Genomic DNA, 16070 nt, shown 5'->3' on the forward strand with positions numbered 1-16070 from the left:
AACTGCTTCGCATGGGTAAGCATTCCATGGAGACGCCCGGTCATGGGACCGATTTTTTCCGTGAGGTATCCCGCAAAATGGATCGGATGAGCACCTGGATCCGCCCGATCGACCGTGGCTGGGTTGTCCGCGACACCGTCCCGGGGCCCGACGTCGACGAGTTCGCCGACCCGGACCGGGTCGCCGCCGCGCTCGCCGGGGCGCGCGGTGACAGCCTGCTGGCGGTGCAGCATCCGGCCAGGACCCCGGCCGCGCTGGCGGGGGGCCTCTCGATCGAGGCGGCGTTGCCGCAGGCCCGGGCGACCTTCGAGCGGATCCGGGAGCGGCACTATCGCCCGGTCACCGCCGTCGTCGCGCCGTATCGCATCGACGGGCCGGACGGGGTCGCGCTGGGCGTGCTGTGCCTGGTCGATCCCGCGGCGGTCCGGGACGACGGCGTGACCAGGGTCCGGCACACCGAGGACGTCTATCCGGACGTCGTCGCGGAGCGGGCCGCGATGCTCGCCGGACTCGGCGTCGCCACGAGCGCGGCCATGCTGGTCCCCGCGACCGGCGGCCGTGAGCTGACCGCACTCATCGAACGGATCTGCCGGGGACAGGTACCCACCCTGTCCACAGTGGACGGCGTGGGCCGCAAGCACGAACTGTGGCTGGCCGGTCCTGGCGACGACCAGGCCGAGCTGCTGGCGACCCTGGACGGGCTGGATCTCCTGGTCGCGGACGGCAATCACCGGGTCGCGGCCGCCGCGGAGTCGGGGCGGGGCGCGTTGCTGGCGCTGGTCACCGGCGGGCCGGGACTGCGGATCGGGCCCATCCACCGGGTGCTCGCCGGCACCGGTCTCGACGCGGAGACGCTGGTCCGGCGATGGACGGAGGCGGGGTTCGACGTGCATCCCGGGCCGCCGACGCCGCCGGTCGAAGCGGGCGAGGTGACCGTGGTGGCGGGGGCGTCGGCCTTCCGGGTGGTGCTCGGCAGAGCGGGCGGCGATCACGCCGTGGTCGAGCAGGTGCTGCTCCGTGAGGCGCTCGGCGTCGATCCGGAAGGGCCGCAGGTGCGGCCGTTGCTGCCGGGAGTCCCGGTGCCCGAAGACGCGGACGCGGTGGTGCTGCTGGCCCCGGTCCCGTACGCGGAGGTGCTCGCCGTGCACGCGGCCGGGCTGCGGATGCCGAGGAAGGCCACTTATTTCACGCCGAAACCGCGCAGTGGACTGCTGCTGGCGGAGCTCTGACGTCGCGCTTTTGTCGGTGGTCCGGCTTAGGATCACCTCGTGGAATTGCCCGTGATGCCACCCGTGAAGCCCATGCTGGCCAAGGCCGTGCACGAACTGCCGCGCGCGCCGGGGCTGCTGTACGAGCCGAAGTGGGACGGCTTCCGCTGCGTGGTCTTCCGCGACGGTGACGAGGTCGTGCTGGGCTCGCGCAACGACAGGCCGTTGACGAGGTACTTCCCCGAACTGGTCGAGCTGCTCAAGGAAGCGCTGCCCGAGCGGTGCGTCGTCGACGGCGAGATCGTGCTGGTCACCGAGGGCGGGCTCGATTTCGAGGCGCTCCAGTTGCGTCTGCACCCGGCGGCGTCCCGGGTGAACAAACTGGCGGCGGAGACGCCGACCAGTTTCGTGGTGTTCGACCTGCTGGCCCTGGACGACCGGGATCTGACGCCGGAGCCGTTCGGGGAACGGCGGAAGCTGCTCGAAAGCGTCGTCGACGCGAAGTTCGCCCGGGTGCACCTCACCCCGTTGTCCGAGGATCCCGACGTCGCCCAGGACTGGTTCACCCGGTTCGAGGGCGCGGGTTTCGACGGCGTGATGGCCAAACCCGCCGACGCACCGTACGAACAGGACAAGCGGGTGATGTGGAAGGTCAAGCATCAGCGGACCGCGGACTGCGTCGTCGCCGGGTTCCGGTGGCACAAGGACGGTGTCGGCGTCGGGTCGATGCTGCTCGGGCTCTATAACGACGAAGGCGTCCTGCACCACGTGGGCGTGGCCAGCAGTTTCACCGCCGCGAGGCGACGCGAGCTGGTGGACGAGCTCGCGCCGCTGCGGGAGAACGCGCTGGAGAACCACCCCTGGCGTGAGTGGGCCGAGGCCCATGAGGAGGCGGGCGGCCGCATGCCGGGCGCGGGCAGCCGATGGGCGCCGCAGAAGGACCTGAGCTGGGAGCCGGTCCGCATCGAATGGGTCGCCGAAGTCCGCTACGAGCACGTCGAGGGCACGCGGTTCCGCCACGGCGGCAGGCTGGTGCGCTTCCGTCCCGACCGCGAACCGGCCTCGTGCACGTACGCGCAACTCGAAGAGGTCCCGCCCGCCGAGCTGGCCACGTTGTTCACCGAGCTGGGGGAAGCATGAAGTCGGAACCGGTCACGCTGGACCTCGACGGCGTCGAGTTCGCGGTGTCCAATCCGGGCAAGGTCTACTTCCCGGAGAACGGCGAGACCAAACTGGACCTGGTCGAGTACTACCGCGCGGTTTCGAAGCCGCTGCTGGCACAACTCGGCGGCAGGCCCCTGTTGCTGGAACGCTATCCCGACGGTGCGGGCGGGAAGTCGTGGTTCCAGAAGCGGGTCCCGAAGAACGCGCCCGACTGGCTGACCACGACGGTGGTGTCCACTCCGAACGGCACCACTTCGGACGCGCTCGTGGCGAAGGACCTCGCGCACGTCATCTGGGCGGTGAACCAGGGCTGCCTCGGGTTCCACGTCTGGCCGAACCGGGCCGACGCGCCGGACATCAGTGACCAGCTGCGCGTCGACCTCGACCCGTCGCCGGGGATCGGGTTCCCCGAACTGCGGCACGGTGCCGTCCTGACGAAAGCGCTGCTGGACGAACTCGGCATCACCGCGCAGATCAAGACCTCGGGCTCGCGTGGTCTGCATCTTTACGTTCCGCTGGAACCGAAGTGGGACGGCTACGAGGTCCGCGCGGCCGCCGTCGCGCTCGCCCGCGAACTCGAGCGCCGTCACCCGGAGGAGATGACGGCGCAGTGGTGGAAGGAAGAACGCGGCTCCCGGGTGTTCGTCGACTTCAACCAGAACGCGCCGCACAAGACGGTGTTCGGCGCGTGGTGCGTGCGGCCGCGGGTCGGCGGGCAGGTGTCGACGCCGATCGGCTGGGACGAACTGGAGACCATCGAGCCGGACAAGCTGACGCTGTCCACTGTGCCCGCTCGCCTCGCCGAACGCGGAGACCCTTGGGAGGGAACGAAACCGCAGTCGATCGAGCCGCTGCTGGAAATGTCCCGGAAGGACATGGAGAACGGGCTCATGGACGCGCCTTGGCCGCCGGTCTACCCGAAGATGCCGAACGAGCCGCCCCGGGTGGCGCCGAGCCGAGCCAAGAAGGATTAAGGGCGTACGCCCGCCGCAAGGGCGCATTAGTCCTCTGAATGCGGTAGTTGCGCGTGCAAGGACCGCATCCAGAGGACGAAACGCTGTCAGAGCGGCAGGTCGAAGGCGAGTTGCGTGTTCACGGCGGGTTCGGCCTTGCGGGTGGAACGGTGGCCCGGCAGGGTCGCGGCGCAGCGCGGGCACGGGGCGACGTCGGTACCGGTGAGATCGACCGGCGTCCACAGCCGGGATTCCTTGTCCCCACAGGCGGAACGCCGGTAGCGCAGGTCTTCGGAGCGGGTCATCAGGTGCGCGGCGGGGGAGTCCTCCGGCAGCGCGCCGACGAGGTACCAGCGTCCGGCGGTGTTCGTCATGGAACTGTCCTCCCGATACAGGTGGTCCAGCTCGAGATTCCTTTCGCCGACCAGTGTCAAGGAGGCGCGCGGCGATATCGGGTATTTCGGGGCCTTTCGGCGTGTCAGATCAGTCCTGGATGAACCGCAGGACGCGCAGCATTCCCCGCTCGTCGACGACTTCGGGATCGTCCGCGACGCATTCTTCGAGGCGCGCGGTGACGGCCTCGGTGTCGATCCCCGAGCCGATCAGCACCAGCTCGCTCCGGCGCGACTGCCCGGACGGCCACGCCGACCGCTCCAGCTGGATGAACGAGCCCACCGTGTGCAGGCCGAACCGGGACCGCGGGCCGTTCGGGCCGAAGTCGAGGAAGCCCTTGATCCGGTAGAGCCCGGCGGGGCGCTGTTCGAGGAAGTCCATCAGCCGCCGCGGGTCCAGCGGCCGCTCGGTGGTGAAGGCGACGCTGTCGTACGCGGTGTGGAAGTGGTGCTCGTGGTCGTGCTTCTTCTCGCGGAGGTCGTCGAACGACAGCTGACCCGCCCGTTCACGCGGCTGGGCGTCGAAGAACAGCGCGGGGTCGATCCGGCCGTGGGACGTCGCGATCACCGGCGTGCCGGGCGCGATCTCGTCGATCGTGCCGCGCAGCTTGGCCAGGGCGTCTTCGTCGGCCCGGTCGGTCTTGTTGAGCACGACCAGGTCGGCGAACCCGAGGTGCTCGTCCAGTTCCGGGTGCCGCTTCCTGGTCGCCTCGAACTCGGCCGCGTCGACGAGTTCGACGAGGCCGCCGTAGGCGATGGCGGGGTTCTCGCTGGCGATCATCAGGCGGATGAGGTCACGCGGTTCGGCGAGTCCGCTGGCTTCGATCACGATGACGTCGATGCCGGCCTCGGCCTCGGAAAGCTTGGCGAGCATGGCGTCGAGGCCGCTCGCGTCGACGGCGCAGCAGAGACAGCCGTTGCCGAACGACATCATGGTGTCGACCTGGCCGGAGACGGCCATCGCGTCGACCGCGATGCTCCCGAAGTCGTTGACCACGACACCGATCCGCGCGCCCTGGCGGTTGGCCAGCAGGTGGTTGAGCAGCGTGGTCTTGCCGGAGCCGAGGAAGCCCGCGACCAGGATGACCGGAATCCGCCTGTCGACCACGATTTTCCTTTCCGCCGGGATCCTCGCACTCTAGCGATGGCCGAGGTGGGTCAATACACCGGTCCGGGGAAAGAGGAGAAGAGGGGACGGCGAAATACGCTCGAAAGAGTGATGAACAACGATCATAAAAGTGATCTTGGGTAAGCGTGATCATTTCGGTCGACGTAATTCGGTGAATATCCCGCGAAGTCCTACTCAATTCCAAATATTGTCGTCGGCAAGCTCTCTGCCTGCTGAAATGTCATCGTGGGTGAGGCTTCTGCCGTTTGGTGGATCGTACTCGTCTTTCTGTGGGGTATCGTCTTTCGTCTGGTCCGGACCCGGCCATCTCGCCGATCAGGCATGATCCTCCGGGCATTCCCGAGTGCAGGAGGAATGGTGATCGTTCCCGCCGCTGGTGCCGGCGTCGAATTCGGAGAGTGGGAGGCCGAGGTATCGGCGGCCTCCATGCGGGTGACCGACATCCCTCGCTTGCCTCCGGAGGTGAAGTCACGGGGACGGAGTGTGGACGTGGCCGAGGCGGAGGACTTCCTCCGGCTCTTCCACGCCGAGACGGACGGCGGGGCCGTGCGGCTGCGTGAGCGGCTCGAAGGGGTCCGCGCCGAGATCGACGAGACCGGGACCTACCGGCATACCGCGGCCGAGGTCGAGTTCGGCGCCAGGGTGGCCTGGCGGAACTCCGCGAGGTGCATCGGCAGGCTGTACTGGCAGGGGTTGAAGGTGCGGGACCGTCGTGATGTCGAAGGCGCCGACGCCATCGCCGACGAGTGCTTCACCCATTTGCGGGACGCGACCCGGGACGGCCGGATCCGCTCGACCATCACCGTGTTCGCGCCGGACGGCCCGGCGAAACCCGGGCCGAAGATCCACAACGACCAGCTCATCCGGTACGCCGGATATCGGCTCAGCGACGGCTCGGTCCTGGGCGATCCGCGCCACGCCGACTTCACCGAGACCGTCCGGGAGCACGGCTGGCGCCCGCCCGAACGCAAGGGCTCCTTCGATGTCCTCCCGCTGCTCATCGAAGCCGAACCGGGGGACCGGCAGCTGTTCCGGCTGCCGTCGGACGCCGTGCTGGAGGTCCCGTTGTCGCATCCCGACCACCGGTGGTTCGCCGGCCTCGGGCTGCGCTGGCACGCGGTGCCGGCGATCAGCAACATGCGGCTGGTCATCGGCGGGATCACCTACCCCGCGGCGCCGTTCAACGGCTGGTACCTCGCCACCGAGGTCGGCGCGCGCAACCTGGCCGACACCGACCGCTACGACCTGCTGCCGGTGATCGCGGATCTGATGGGCCTGTCGACGAAATCGGAGCGCACCCTGTGGCGTGACCGCACGCTGGTCGAACTGACCCTGGCGGTCCAGCACTCCTTCGACGCGGCGGGCGTGACCGTCGCCGACCACCACACCGAATCGCGGCGGTTCCTCACGCACATCGCCAAGGAAGAGCGCGCGGGCCGCCGTTGCCAGGCGGAGTGGAGCTGGATCGTCCCACCGCTGTCCGGTGGGCAGACAGCGGTGTTCCATCGCTACTACGACGAACCCGATCCGGCCGCGAGACCGGCGTTCCTGCCTCCCGGGTAGGGCACAGACGGGTGAAGAGGTGAGCCGGATGCGGCGTGTCGATAGGCTGGACGGTGGCATGGGTTGCGGCCGTGCGGACAATGGAGGCATGACCGCAGTACTCGTCGCTCACGCCGGCCGATCCGGCGGGACAAGGGAGATCGCCGAGGTGATCGTCGCCGAGCTGCGGGAAGGCGGGCTGACGGCGGATCTGCTGGACGCCGCCGAGGTCGAGGACGTCGAACCCTACGGCGCGGTGATCGTCGGGAGCGCGCTGCATCACCGGCGCTGGCGTCCGGAGGCGGTGCGCCTGCTCACCGAACACGAAGAGGCGCTCCGGAACCGCCCGGTCTGGCTGTTCCACAGCGGGCCTTGCGGGCCGTTCGCCGCGGGTAAACGGGTCAGCCTGCCCGCGGGAGTCGCGTTGCTGGCCGCGAGGATCGACGCCGAGCGCACGGCCACTTTCGGCGGCAGGCTCACGCCGTCCACCGCGCGCGGCCTGCTCTGGAAGATCATGGCCATGGGTCCCTGGGCCGGCGACTTCCGCGACTGGCCGTCGATCCGGGCCTGGGCGCGCGACGTCGGCCGCCGCGTCCGCATCCGCGTCGTCCTCTGAAGCCCGGTTTCGTCGGTGCCCTGTCGTAGGGTGCTGCCATGGACAAACAGTTCACCGCGACACTGCTCAAGAGCCCGGAGAAGGGCGGCTGGACGTACGTGGTCATGCCCGGCTCCGCCGAATTCTTCGGCACCAAGGGGCTGGTGAAGGTGCGCGGCACGATCGACGGGCACGCGTTCCGGAGTTCGTTCATGGCGCTGGGCGACGGCACGCACAAGCTCCCGGTGAAGGCCGAAGTGCGCAAGGCGATCGGCAAGGAGCAGGGCGACACCGTGGACGTCGTCCTGCTCGAACGGCTGGAGGGCTGAGTGGCCGCCGAATGGAAGCCGTCCCCGGTCATCAAGATCTACGAGGCGCTCGGCGCGGTGGCCGACGGGCGGGTCGAGATCGACGGTGACACGGCGCGCGTCGCGTCGTCGGACAAGGCCAAGACCTACGACGTCCGCCACGATCCGGCCGCGGGGTCGATCACGGCCAACGACAACGGGTCCTACTGGCAGGGGTACCTCGGGTACCCGGGCATCGCGTACCTGATGGAGCGCGGCGTGCTCACCTACGACAAGGGCCTCGCCGGGGAGCTGGCCGGTGTGCCGTGGAAGGAACTGGCCACCGAGTACCGCAACGACTGGGCGAAGGTCGAGAAGCACGTCCGCGATGGCCTGTCCGGCCGCGGCGTGGATCTGGACCGGTTCGACGCCGGGCTCGCGGAGATCTCGGGTCAGCTGGAGAAACTGGGGCTCACCAAGCTTTCACCGCGGTCGCGGCCGCCGAAGTGACCAGGCCTCAGTAAGCAGGGCCTCAGTAAGCAGGGCCTCGTGAGTGGTAAGTGTCGTTAGAACGACACTTACCACTCACGAGACCCAAGGCTCAGCCGCAGTGCCCGGACGGGCTGTCGTACTTCACCCCGCCCGCGGAACCGCCCCACTTCACGCACTTGTCGGCCGCGGCCGCCTTCACCGGACCGGCGAACCAGGCGAACGACCCGGAGTCGGAGAGCCGGGAAGAGCCCGCGACCTCGAGGTAGGCCGAAGTCGCGGTCGCGGTGCCCGCGGACGTGCTCTTCATCGTGCTGACGCAGTTCTGTCCGTTGGAAGCGTTGTAGGACAGGTAAACCGTGCCCGCCGTCCCGAGCGGGGCCGAGTCGATCACGCCGTATCCGCCGCCGCAGGCCGGGGCTCCGAGCGTCGTCTCGGTGACGGTCGAGAAGCGGATGGTCTCGTTGGCGTTCCCGGCAGGGCCCGCTTCGTACAGCACGCCGACCGAGCCCGAGGAGAGCTGGACCATGTCGGAGTACGCGGAATCACCGCTCCACACCAGCGTTCCGGCGGAGTTGCCCTGCCAGTTCGCGCCCTCGTCGAACGACGACCGGACGACGAGTTCCTTGCGACGGTCGCAGACCGACGGCGCGGCGAACAGGATCCGGTTGTACTTGCCCGCCTTGTCGGTCGCGGTCATCCGCGCGGTCGAGGCCTGCACCACCGGGGTGATCAGGTCCTCCTCGAAGGTGAACTTGGTGGAGAAGCTCGCCCCGCCGTCGGAACTGAGGGCGTAGGCGCGGTTCTTCGCGCCGCCGCTGAGGCATTTGTCGCCGTTGTTGGCCTGGTTGCGCGCCGCCGCGTAGACCCGGCCGTCGAGCAGTTCGGTGACGCTGATCTCCTGCGGGTTCAGCGAAGCCGACTTCGCCAGGGTTTCGGTGGCGCCGCGCTTCCAGGTGACACCCTGGTCGTCGCTGTAGACGAGCGCGCCGCTGTTCTTGTCGTCGTCGGTGTAGCTCATGCCGGCGACGATCCGGCCGGCGTGCGCGCCGCGCGTCAGCACGATGCCGTGTGACGGGCCGGTCGCGAGCCAGCCCGGCGCGGTGTCGAACCCGAGTTGCGTGGTGAGCACCTTGGGCGCGGTCCAGGTCTTGCCGTGGTCGTCGCTGATCGAGACGCGCGGAATCCGGTTGCAGTCGGGGTTCTTGACGCATTCCAGCACCGAGAGCAGCACGATCCGCCCGGTGGAGGGGATCACGATCGGCGTCGGATTTCCTTTGGTGTCCCCGAAACCTTCGATGACGATCTTCGGGGCGCTCCAGGTCTTGCCGTTGTCAGCCGAGCGTTTCACGACGAGGTCGATGTCGCCGCTGTCGTTGCAGAAGCTCGCGCCGCCGTTGCGTCCTTCGGCGAACGCGAGCAGTTCGCCGTTGTTGGCCTTGACGACGGCGGGGATTCTGAAGCAGTCGTAACCTTCTGTTTTCTCTTTGTACACCAACGTGTTCCCGACGGCGGCCGCCGAGATCTGGTCGCCGGTGGCCGGGGTGGCGAGGGAAGTGGCCGGGGATGCGCCGACCGCCGCGCTGGCGACGAGGGCCGCGAACAGGCCCTGTGCGACGCGGGAGAGCTTCACGGGAGTGCTCCGTCCTGGATTCGATTCCGGGTGACGGGGCATCAGAGTCCTTCCGGCTCGTACAGCCGTCGTACAAGGCCCGTACAACCCGGTTTCGCGTTCTGTGTCAGGTGACGCAGAACGAGACACCGTTCCCTGTCAAAGTTCCTTCAGCCGGCCACGGCGCGAGTTCGGGAGGGGGAGGGCCGATGAAGGTGTTCGATCCGGAGGGGCGTGAGTGGGCGATCGATCACCGGTTCGCGCCGTGGCGCCGGTGGGTGCAGCCGTTAGCTCTGTTCAGGGGCGGTTACCGGCACTACAGGCTCGCCCCGGACTGGTGGCTCCACTTCGATGACGGCCTCGGTGTCCGCGACGACGAAACCGAGGGCAGTGAGGCCGGACCTCTTGCCAAAGCGGCGATGGGTCTGGTCGGGACGCTGTTCGCGGTGGAGGCGCTCGTGATGTTGCCGGTGTACTTGCTGGGTGGGCTCCTGATGCTGCCGTTCCTGCTGCTGGAACTGCTGGGCCAAGGCATCGCGGGCTCCGTCGCCCTGGCCGTCCGGCGGTTCCGGCGGGCACCGGTGAGGGTCGACGTCCTCGGCTGGCACAGGAAACAGAACAGCCTGGCCTCACTGACGATCCTCAAAGTGCATGAAGACCAGGCGGGCCCCTTGGTCACCGAACTGCGCGGCCTGTTCCGTGACCGGGTCATGTTCGACCCCGGTGACCCGGACGTGCACGAGGCGCTCACCCGGTTCGGCGCGCGGGTGGAACGGCACCGGACCCTGCTTCGTCGGAGGTCTGTGTCAAGATCCGCGCACCGATGAGGGGGTAACGCGATGCGGGTGGCCGATACCGACGGCGGCGAGTGGCTGATCGTGCGCCGGTTCGCGCCGTGGCTGCGCCGGGTCCGCCCGTTCGCGATCGTCACCGAAAGCGAGCGCTACCGGGAAGTGTCGTTCACCCGGCACCGCGGCCGGTCCGCCGAGAAAGAACGGCCGAGCTTCGAAGACCTGCTGGTGATGGCGTTCGTGGTCGCTTACACGGCCGGGTTCGCGCTGCTCCTGTCGCCGTTCCTCCTGGCGGAACTGGTGGCCTGGACGGTGACGGGAGCCGTCCTCTGGCTGGCCAGGCTGACCGGGCTGGTCCGCGCCAGGGTCGACCTCATCGCGCCGCCGCCCGCCGAGCGCAGCCTCGCGCCGGTGCGGGTCCTGCTGGTGCCGAGGACGGCCGCGGCCAGGCTCACCGGCGAACTCACGACGCTGATCGAGACCACGCCGGACTTCGACCCGGAGAACGAGCCGCGCGTGCGGAAACTGTTCTCCGCCACCGGTGCGCGCGTAGAGCGGCACTTCGGCCTGCCGTGGCGGCTCAGTGGTCGTCGGGTGCGAGCTGTCTGAGGTCTTTCAGGCTCCGGACGACCAGCCGCTGGCGCCCGGTGCTGAGCAGCCCGTCGGCACGCAGGGTCCGCAGGGTCCGCGCGACGGCTTCCCGTGACGCGGAGGCGAGTCCCGCCAGGTCGCGCTGGCTGATCCGCAGGGCGATCAGGGTACCGTCGGGGACGGGCACGCCGTACCGCTCGGCGAGGTCGACCAGGATCGCGGCGATGCGTTCGGCGGCGGTGCTGTCCCCGAATTCGGTGCGGCGCGAGTTGGCGTAGCGCAGCCGCGAGGTGATGATCCGGAGCAGGACCACGGAGATGCCGGGATACCCGTGGAGCACGGTGTTGAACGCCCGCGCGGACAGCCACAGCCCGGTGACCGGTTCGACGGCGACCGCCGTGGCCGAGCGCAGGCTGCCGTCCATCGACGCCATCTCGCCGATGATGTCGCCCGGATCGCGGACGGCCAGGACGGCGTCGTAACCACCGGTGGACACCGACGTGATCTTGACCCGGCCGGTCATCAGGATCAGCACCCAGTCCGACCGGTCGCCCTCGCGGATGATCACCGTCCCGGCCGGGTACCGGCGCAGCTCGGCCGCGGCGCGCAGCGCCTTGCGCTGGCCGTCGTCGAGCAGCTCCCAGAGCCTGCCGGGTGATTCTTGCGGCTCCGCCGCCGGTTGTGTCATTCCTTTTCGTCGCCTCCGTGCGCGATGGTACGAGCAAACCGCGCCGGGCGTTATCCGGGGATCTCTTGGTATGCCTGAGAAAGGCGTCGGATACCGTCCCGCAGCTGCGTGCCCGTCGCGGCGCTGACGTAGCTCAGGCGCAGATAGGGCCCCGGTGCCTCGGCCGCGAAGTAGAGCCTGCCGGGGGTGACCGCTACTCCGGCGCGGAAAGCAGCGCTGGTCAGCGCCACTTCGTCGGCGAAACCGGGGAGCGGCTGCCACAGGTGATAGCCGCCGGTCGGGACCGGGACGGCGCTCCAGGAGGGCAGGAACTGCCGCAGTGCCGAGACGGCGACGTCGCGGCGCTCACGCAACGCGGCGGCGAGGGTCCGCAGGTGCCGTGCCCAGGCGGGAGAACTCACCAGTTCGAGCGCGGTTTCCTGCAGGGGCCGCGGGACGAAGAAGCTCTCGACGGCGTGGAGCCCGCGCAGCCGTTCCAGAGCCGGGCCGCGGGCGGCCAGCGCGCTGATCCGCAGGCTCGGCGACGCCGGTTTCGTGAGCGACCGGATGTGCACCACGACGCCGTCGGGGTCGTCCGCCACGAGCGGAGGCGGGGGAGGTGGGCTGCCGGGGTGCGCCATCAGCCGCGCGAAGTCGTCTTCGATGATGAAGGCGCCCGCGTCACGGGCGATCCGCAGGACCTCGGCCCGGCGTTCGGCGCACAGCACCGCGCCGGTCGGGTTCTGGAACGCGGGCTGGCAGACGAACAGCCGGGCGCCGGTGTCGCGGAAGGCGTCCGCGAGCAGTTCGGGCCGGACGCCGTCGCGGTCGATCGGCACCGGGACCGGCCGCAGCCCCGAGGCCCGTGCGATGGCCAGCATCCCCGGGTACGTCGGGGATTCCACCAGCACCGGCGCGCCGGGGGCGCCGAGCGCGCGCAACGCCGTGGTCAGCGCGCTCTGCCCACCCGAGGTGATCAGCACGTTCTCGACGTTCACCGGGCTGCCGATGTCGCGGGCGAACCAGGCCCGCAGCTCGGGCAGGCCGCAGATCGGCGGCCTCGTCCACGCGCCGGGACGGCGTCCGGCGCGGGCCGACGCCGCCGCGAGTTCGCGTTCCGGCTGCAGGCTCGGATGCGTGTAGCCGCCGTTGAGGTCGATGACGCCCGACGGCGGGTCGCTCAGCGCGGCGAGCACTCCGGTCGCGTCGATCGCGCGGGCGCCCGACTGCGAGCTCAGCGCCACCTCCTGCCATGACACGTCGCCGGTCACCACCACCTCGCGGGGTGGCGGGGCACGGAAGACGCCGGCACCGGGGCGGGTGATCACCAGGCCTTCGGCGGCGAGCGCGGCGATGGCGCGCGACACCGTCACGGGGCTCACCTTCAGCTGCCGGACGAGCTCTCGGCTGGACGGGAGCTTTCCTTCGATTGGATAGCGCTTGAGCTCGGACCTCAGCTGTGTGACCAGGCTGGCGACGCTGCTACCATCGGACATGAGACTGGATGATAGCGCTATCGCGGATCGGGCAGTAGCGGTCCGCTCCGGGACGCTGCTGGCGGCGCTGGGTGTTTTCGCCTTCTCGTTCACCTTCCCCGCCACCGCGTGGGCGCTCAAGGGCTTCGACGCGTGGACGGCCACCGGTCTGCGAAGTGTCCTGGCCGCGCTGGTCGCCGGCGTCTGTCTTCGCGTCTTCCGCGTCCCCCTGCCGAGGCGTGACCAGTGGCGCGGCCTGGCCGTGGTCGGCCTCGGCTGTGTCCTCGCGTTCCCGACCCTGACCACGCTCGCGCTGAAGACGTCGTCGACGGCGCATTCCGCGGTGGTGATCGGGCTGCTGCCGATGGCCACCGCCGTCGTCTCGTCGAGGCTGACCGGGCACCGGCCGTCCCGCCGGTTCTGGCTCGCCGCCGCGGTCGGCGCGAGCGCGGTGGTCGTGTTCACCGTCGGCCAGAGCGGCGGCGGACTGTCCACAGCGGACCTGTTCCTGTTCGCCGCGCTCGTGCTGTGCGCGTTCGGGTACGCCGAGGGCGGCAGGCTCGCCAGGGAAATGGCGGGCTGGCAGGTGATCGCCTGGGCGCTGGTCCTCGCGCTCCCGGCCACCGCCGCGTTCGCCGTCTTCGGGCTGCTGACCGAGCCGCTGCACGTCACCGGCGAGGGGATCGCCGGCCTGCTCTACGTCGCGCTCATCTCGCAGTTCGGCGGCTTCTTCGCCTGGTACAAGGGAATGGCCGAGATCGGTGTCACGCGGGCGAGCCAGTTGCAGCTGGCCCAGCCGCTGCTGACCCTGGTCTGGGCGGTGCTGCTGCTCGGCGAGCACCTCCCGACGGCCGCGCCGGTGACGGCACTGATCGTCGTCGCCTGCATCGTCGTGACCCAACGCTCCCGCAGCTAGATCAACGCAGCTGGATCAACGCAGCTGGATCAACGTCGCGAATCCGCCAGACCGCGGTGTCCGCGCGGTGATGGGCTGGGGCACATGACCGCCTCGACCCTCGACACCTCCGCGCGAACCCCGCTGAAGGGATGGCTCGCCGTCCTCGCGGTGACGATGGGGATCTTCTCCCTCGTCACCACGGAGATCCTGCCGATCGGCCTCCTGACCCCGATCGGCGAGGATTTCCGGATCACGCCGGGGACGGCGGGCCTGACCATGACCCTGCCCGGTTTCCTCGCCGCGCTCGCCGCCCCGGCCGTCACCGTCGCCGCCGGGCGGCTCGACCGACGGCCTCTGCTGTGCGCGCTGATGCTGGTGCTCGCGCTGGCCGACGTCCTCGCGGCGACCGCGCAGGCCTACTGGGCGGTGCTGGTCTCGCGAGTGCTGGTCGGGCTGGTGATCGGCGCGTTCTGGGCGATCGGTTCCGGGCTCGCCGCACGGCTCGTCGGACCCGGACACGCGGGCCGAGCGACCGCGGTGATCTTCTCCGCCGTACCGCTCGGCTCCGTGCTGGGCGTGCCCGCCGGGACGTTCGTCGGCGAACTGTTCGGCTGGCGGGCGGCCTTCGCCGCGATGGCGGTCTTCACGATCGGCGTTCTCGCCGCGCTGGCGTGGGCGCTACCCCCGCTGCCTTCAAGGGACGCGACCCGGCTCGGCGTCCTGCGCGAGATGACCCGCGAGCGGGCGACCCGGCTCGGCCTGCTCGTCACGGTGCTGGTCGTGCTCGCCCACTTCGGGACTTACACCTACGTCACGCCGCTCCTGCGCCAGGTGACGCAGGTGAGCCCGGAGCTGATCACCGTCTTCCTGCTCGTCTACGGCACCGCCGGGATCGCCGGCAACTTCGCCGCCGGAGCGGCGATCGCCCGCGATCTCCGCCTGACCTTCCTCGCCGCCGCCGGGTTGATCGGCCTCGCGACGTGCGCGTTGCCGTTCGTCGGCGACACGAAAGCGGGCGCGCTCGCGCTGCTGGTGATCTGGGGTTTCGCCTACGGGGCCGTCCCGGTCTGTTCGGGAACGTGGTTCGCGCGGGCGGCTCCGCAGGCGCCCGAAGCGGCGTCGGTGCTGTTCACCTCGTCGTTCCAGGTGACCCTCTCGGCGGGCGCGCTGCTCGGCGGGATCGTCGTCGACTCGGTTTCCGTCCCGGCCGCGATGGTCGCCGGCGGGGTGCTCGCGCTCGTCGCGGTCGGCGTGCTCAGCCGAGCGCGGTCAGCGTGACCAGCGCGGTGGTGCCGACCAGCAGAGTGGAGAGCAGGCCGAGCAGCAGGGCGCGGCCCCCGGTCCGGACGAGATTCCCGATCCGGACCGCGCAGCCCAGCCCGAACAGCGCCCCGGCCAGCAGCAGCGTGCAGGCGATCTTGGCGACGTCGAGCGCGAGACCCGGCACGATCCCGGTGCTGCGCAGGGCGGCCATCGCCAGGAAACCGAGGACGAACAGCGGGACCAGCGGCGGCCGCTTCCCGTCGGCGGGACGGTGGCGTTCGGCCACGCCGACCGCGGCGACCATCGGGGCCAGCAGGACCACCCGGCTGAGCTTGATCACGATGGCGACCGCGATGGCGGCACTGCCCGCGGGGGTGGCAGCGGCGACGACCTGCGCGACTTCGTGCACGCTGAGCCCGGCCCATTCGCCGATCCGGACCGCGTCGAGGTGCAGCCAGCCGCCGATCAGCGGGACGGCCGCGATGGCGAGCCCGCCGTAGAAGGTGACCAGCGCGACAGCGGTCGCGACGTCGGAATCCTCGCGTTTGACGACGCCTTCCATGGCGGCGATGGCGGACGCGCCGCAGATCGAGAACCCGGTCGCGACCAGCATCGCCAGGCCGCGCGGCACGCCGAGGAGCCTGCCGAGGCCGATCGTGCCGAGGAACGTGATGCCGACCGTGAGCACGACGGCGAGCAGCGTCCCCGGCCCCAGTGCCAGGACCGACGGGAGCGAAAGCTGCAGGCCCAGGAGCACGACACCGGCGCGAAGCAGCTTCTTGGTGACTCCGGAGATCGCCTTCCGGGTCTCGTCCGACAGCGACGGCAGCGAGCCGGTGAGGATGCCGAGCACGACGGCGATGGTGAGCGCGCTGACGACCGGGAACGCCGTGCCGACCAGGTACGCGGCGGCCACCCCGGCGGCGGTGATGGCCAAAGCGGTCAGGTAGGGCTTCGTCGACCTCGCGTGCGTGGTGCTCATGGTTCGAGCCTCGCCCGGACGGGGTGACCTCG

General features: G+C 69.9%; 17 protein-coding genes. 11 read left to right on the forward strand and 6 right to left on the reverse strand.

The window, feature by feature from the left end; translation table 11 throughout:
- Positions 1–77: 77 nt before the first annotated feature.
- Genes ACZ6YV_RS40620 through ligD form a run of 3 tightly spaced genes read left to right on the forward strand, consistent with a single transcriptional unit; the run spans position 78 to position 3346 of the window.
- Positions 78–1229, forward strand: coding sequence for a DUF1015 family protein (locus ACZ6YV_RS40620; protein WP_465514717.1), 1152 nt, complete (start codon positions 78–80; stop codon positions 1227–1229).
- 39 nt (positions 1230–1268) lie between these two features.
- Positions 1269–2348: an ATP-dependent DNA ligase gene (locus tag ACZ6YV_RS40625; RefSeq protein WP_465514718.1), complete on the forward strand. Its 1080-nt coding sequence runs from the start codon at positions 1269–1271 to the stop codon at positions 2346–2348.
- Complete coding sequence (gene ligD / locus ACZ6YV_RS40630) at positions 2345–3346, forward strand: non-homologous end-joining DNA ligase (RefSeq protein ID WP_465514719.1); 1002 nt, start codon at positions 2345–2347, stop codon at positions 3344–3346. Before ACZ6YV_RS40625 ends, ligD begins: the two co-directional genes overlap by 4 nt.
- 86 nt (positions 3347–3432) lie before the next feature.
- Here ligD and ACZ6YV_RS40635 read toward each other — a convergent pair whose 3' ends face one another.
- Both ACZ6YV_RS40635 and ACZ6YV_RS40640 read right to left on the reverse strand, forming a co-directional pair.
- Positions 3433–3699, reverse strand: a complete 267-nt coding sequence (locus ACZ6YV_RS40635; protein ID WP_378242577.1) for a hypothetical protein — start codon at positions 3697–3699, stop codon at positions 3433–3435.
- Positions 3700–3808: 109 nt separating this feature from the next.
- Positions 3809–4825 (reverse strand): CobW family GTP-binding protein, encoded by a 1017-nt coding sequence (locus ACZ6YV_RS40640; protein WP_465514720.1) that lies wholly within the window; start codon positions 4823–4825, stop codon positions 3809–3811.
- Between the two features lie 375 nt (positions 4826–5200).
- Here ACZ6YV_RS40640 and ACZ6YV_RS40645 point away from each other — a divergent pair, with 375 nt between their 5' ends.
- The 4 genes from ACZ6YV_RS40645 (at position 5201) to ACZ6YV_RS40660 (ending at position 7780) form a co-directional block, all read left to right on the forward strand.
- Positions 5201–6409, forward strand: coding sequence for a nitric oxide synthase oxygenase (locus ACZ6YV_RS40645; protein WP_465514721.1), 1209 nt, complete (start codon positions 5201–5203; stop codon positions 6407–6409).
- Positions 6410–6497: 88 nt separating this feature from the next.
- On the forward strand, positions 6498–7004 hold the full coding sequence (locus ACZ6YV_RS40650) for a flavodoxin domain-containing protein (protein WP_465514722.1): 507 nt from the start codon (positions 6498–6500) through the stop codon (positions 7002–7004).
- Between the two features lie 38 nt (positions 7005–7042).
- Positions 7043–7312 carry a DUF1905 domain-containing protein gene (locus ACZ6YV_RS40655; RefSeq protein WP_465514723.1) on the forward strand — a complete coding sequence of 90 codons (270 nt, stop codon included), beginning with the start codon at positions 7043–7045 and terminating at the stop codon, positions 7310–7312.
- Positions 7313–7780, forward strand: a complete 468-nt coding sequence (locus ACZ6YV_RS40660; RefSeq protein ID WP_465514724.1) for a hypothetical protein — start codon at positions 7313–7315, stop codon at positions 7778–7780.
- A gap of 91 nt (positions 7781–7871) precedes the next feature.
- Here ACZ6YV_RS40660 and ACZ6YV_RS40665 read toward each other — a convergent pair whose 3' ends face one another.
- Positions 7872–9392, reverse strand: coding sequence for a sialidase family protein (locus ACZ6YV_RS40665; RefSeq protein ID WP_465514725.1), 1521 nt, complete (start codon positions 9390–9392; stop codon positions 7872–7874).
- Positions 9393–9580: 188 nt separating this feature from the next.
- On the opposite strand from ACZ6YV_RS40665, the gene ACZ6YV_RS40670 reads away from it, so the two are divergent.
- Positions 9581–10198, forward strand: a complete 618-nt coding sequence (locus ACZ6YV_RS40670; RefSeq protein ID WP_465514726.1) for a hypothetical protein — start codon at positions 9581–9583, stop codon at positions 10196–10198.
- Positions 10199–10210: 12 nt separating this feature from the next.
- The gene (locus ACZ6YV_RS40675; protein ID WP_465514727.1) at positions 10211–10771 is read left to right on the forward strand and encodes a hypothetical protein; all 561 of its coding nucleotides are present in this window, start codon (positions 10211–10213) and stop codon (positions 10769–10771) included.
- Here the strand turns inward: ACZ6YV_RS40675 and ACZ6YV_RS40680 are convergent.
- Positions 10743–11441 (reverse strand): Crp/Fnr family transcriptional regulator, encoded by a 699-nt coding sequence (locus ACZ6YV_RS40680; protein ID WP_465514728.1) that lies wholly within the window; start codon positions 11439–11441, stop codon positions 10743–10745. The two genes, ACZ6YV_RS40675 and ACZ6YV_RS40680, sit on opposite strands and share 29 nt — an antisense overlap.
- 50 nt (positions 11442–11491) lie before the next feature.
- Entirely contained in the window at positions 11492–12916 is a 1425-nt protein-coding gene (locus ACZ6YV_RS40685; RefSeq protein ID WP_465514729.1) for an aminotransferase-like domain-containing protein, read from the reverse strand.
- Here ACZ6YV_RS40685 and ACZ6YV_RS40690 point away from each other — a divergent pair.
- A complete protein-coding gene (locus tag ACZ6YV_RS40690; protein WP_465514730.1) occupies positions 12915–13811 on the forward strand; it encodes a DMT family transporter in 897 nt (298 codons plus the stop codon). The two genes, ACZ6YV_RS40685 and ACZ6YV_RS40690, sit on opposite strands and share 2 nt — an antisense overlap.
- Before the next feature lie 84 nt (positions 13812–13895).
- A complete protein-coding gene (locus ACZ6YV_RS40695; RefSeq protein WP_465514731.1) occupies positions 13896–15071 on the forward strand; it encodes an MFS transporter in 1176 nt (391 codons plus the stop codon).
- Here ACZ6YV_RS40695 and ACZ6YV_RS40700 read toward each other — a convergent pair.
- Complete coding sequence (locus tag ACZ6YV_RS40700; protein ID WP_465514732.1) at positions 15049–16038, reverse strand: YeiH family protein; 990 nt, start codon at positions 16036–16038, stop codon at positions 15049–15051. The two genes, ACZ6YV_RS40695 and ACZ6YV_RS40700, sit on opposite strands and share 23 nt — an antisense overlap.
- Between the last annotated feature and the right edge of the window lie 32 nt (positions 16039–16070).

Source organism: Amycolatopsis sp. NPDC102522 (assembly GCF_055584485.1).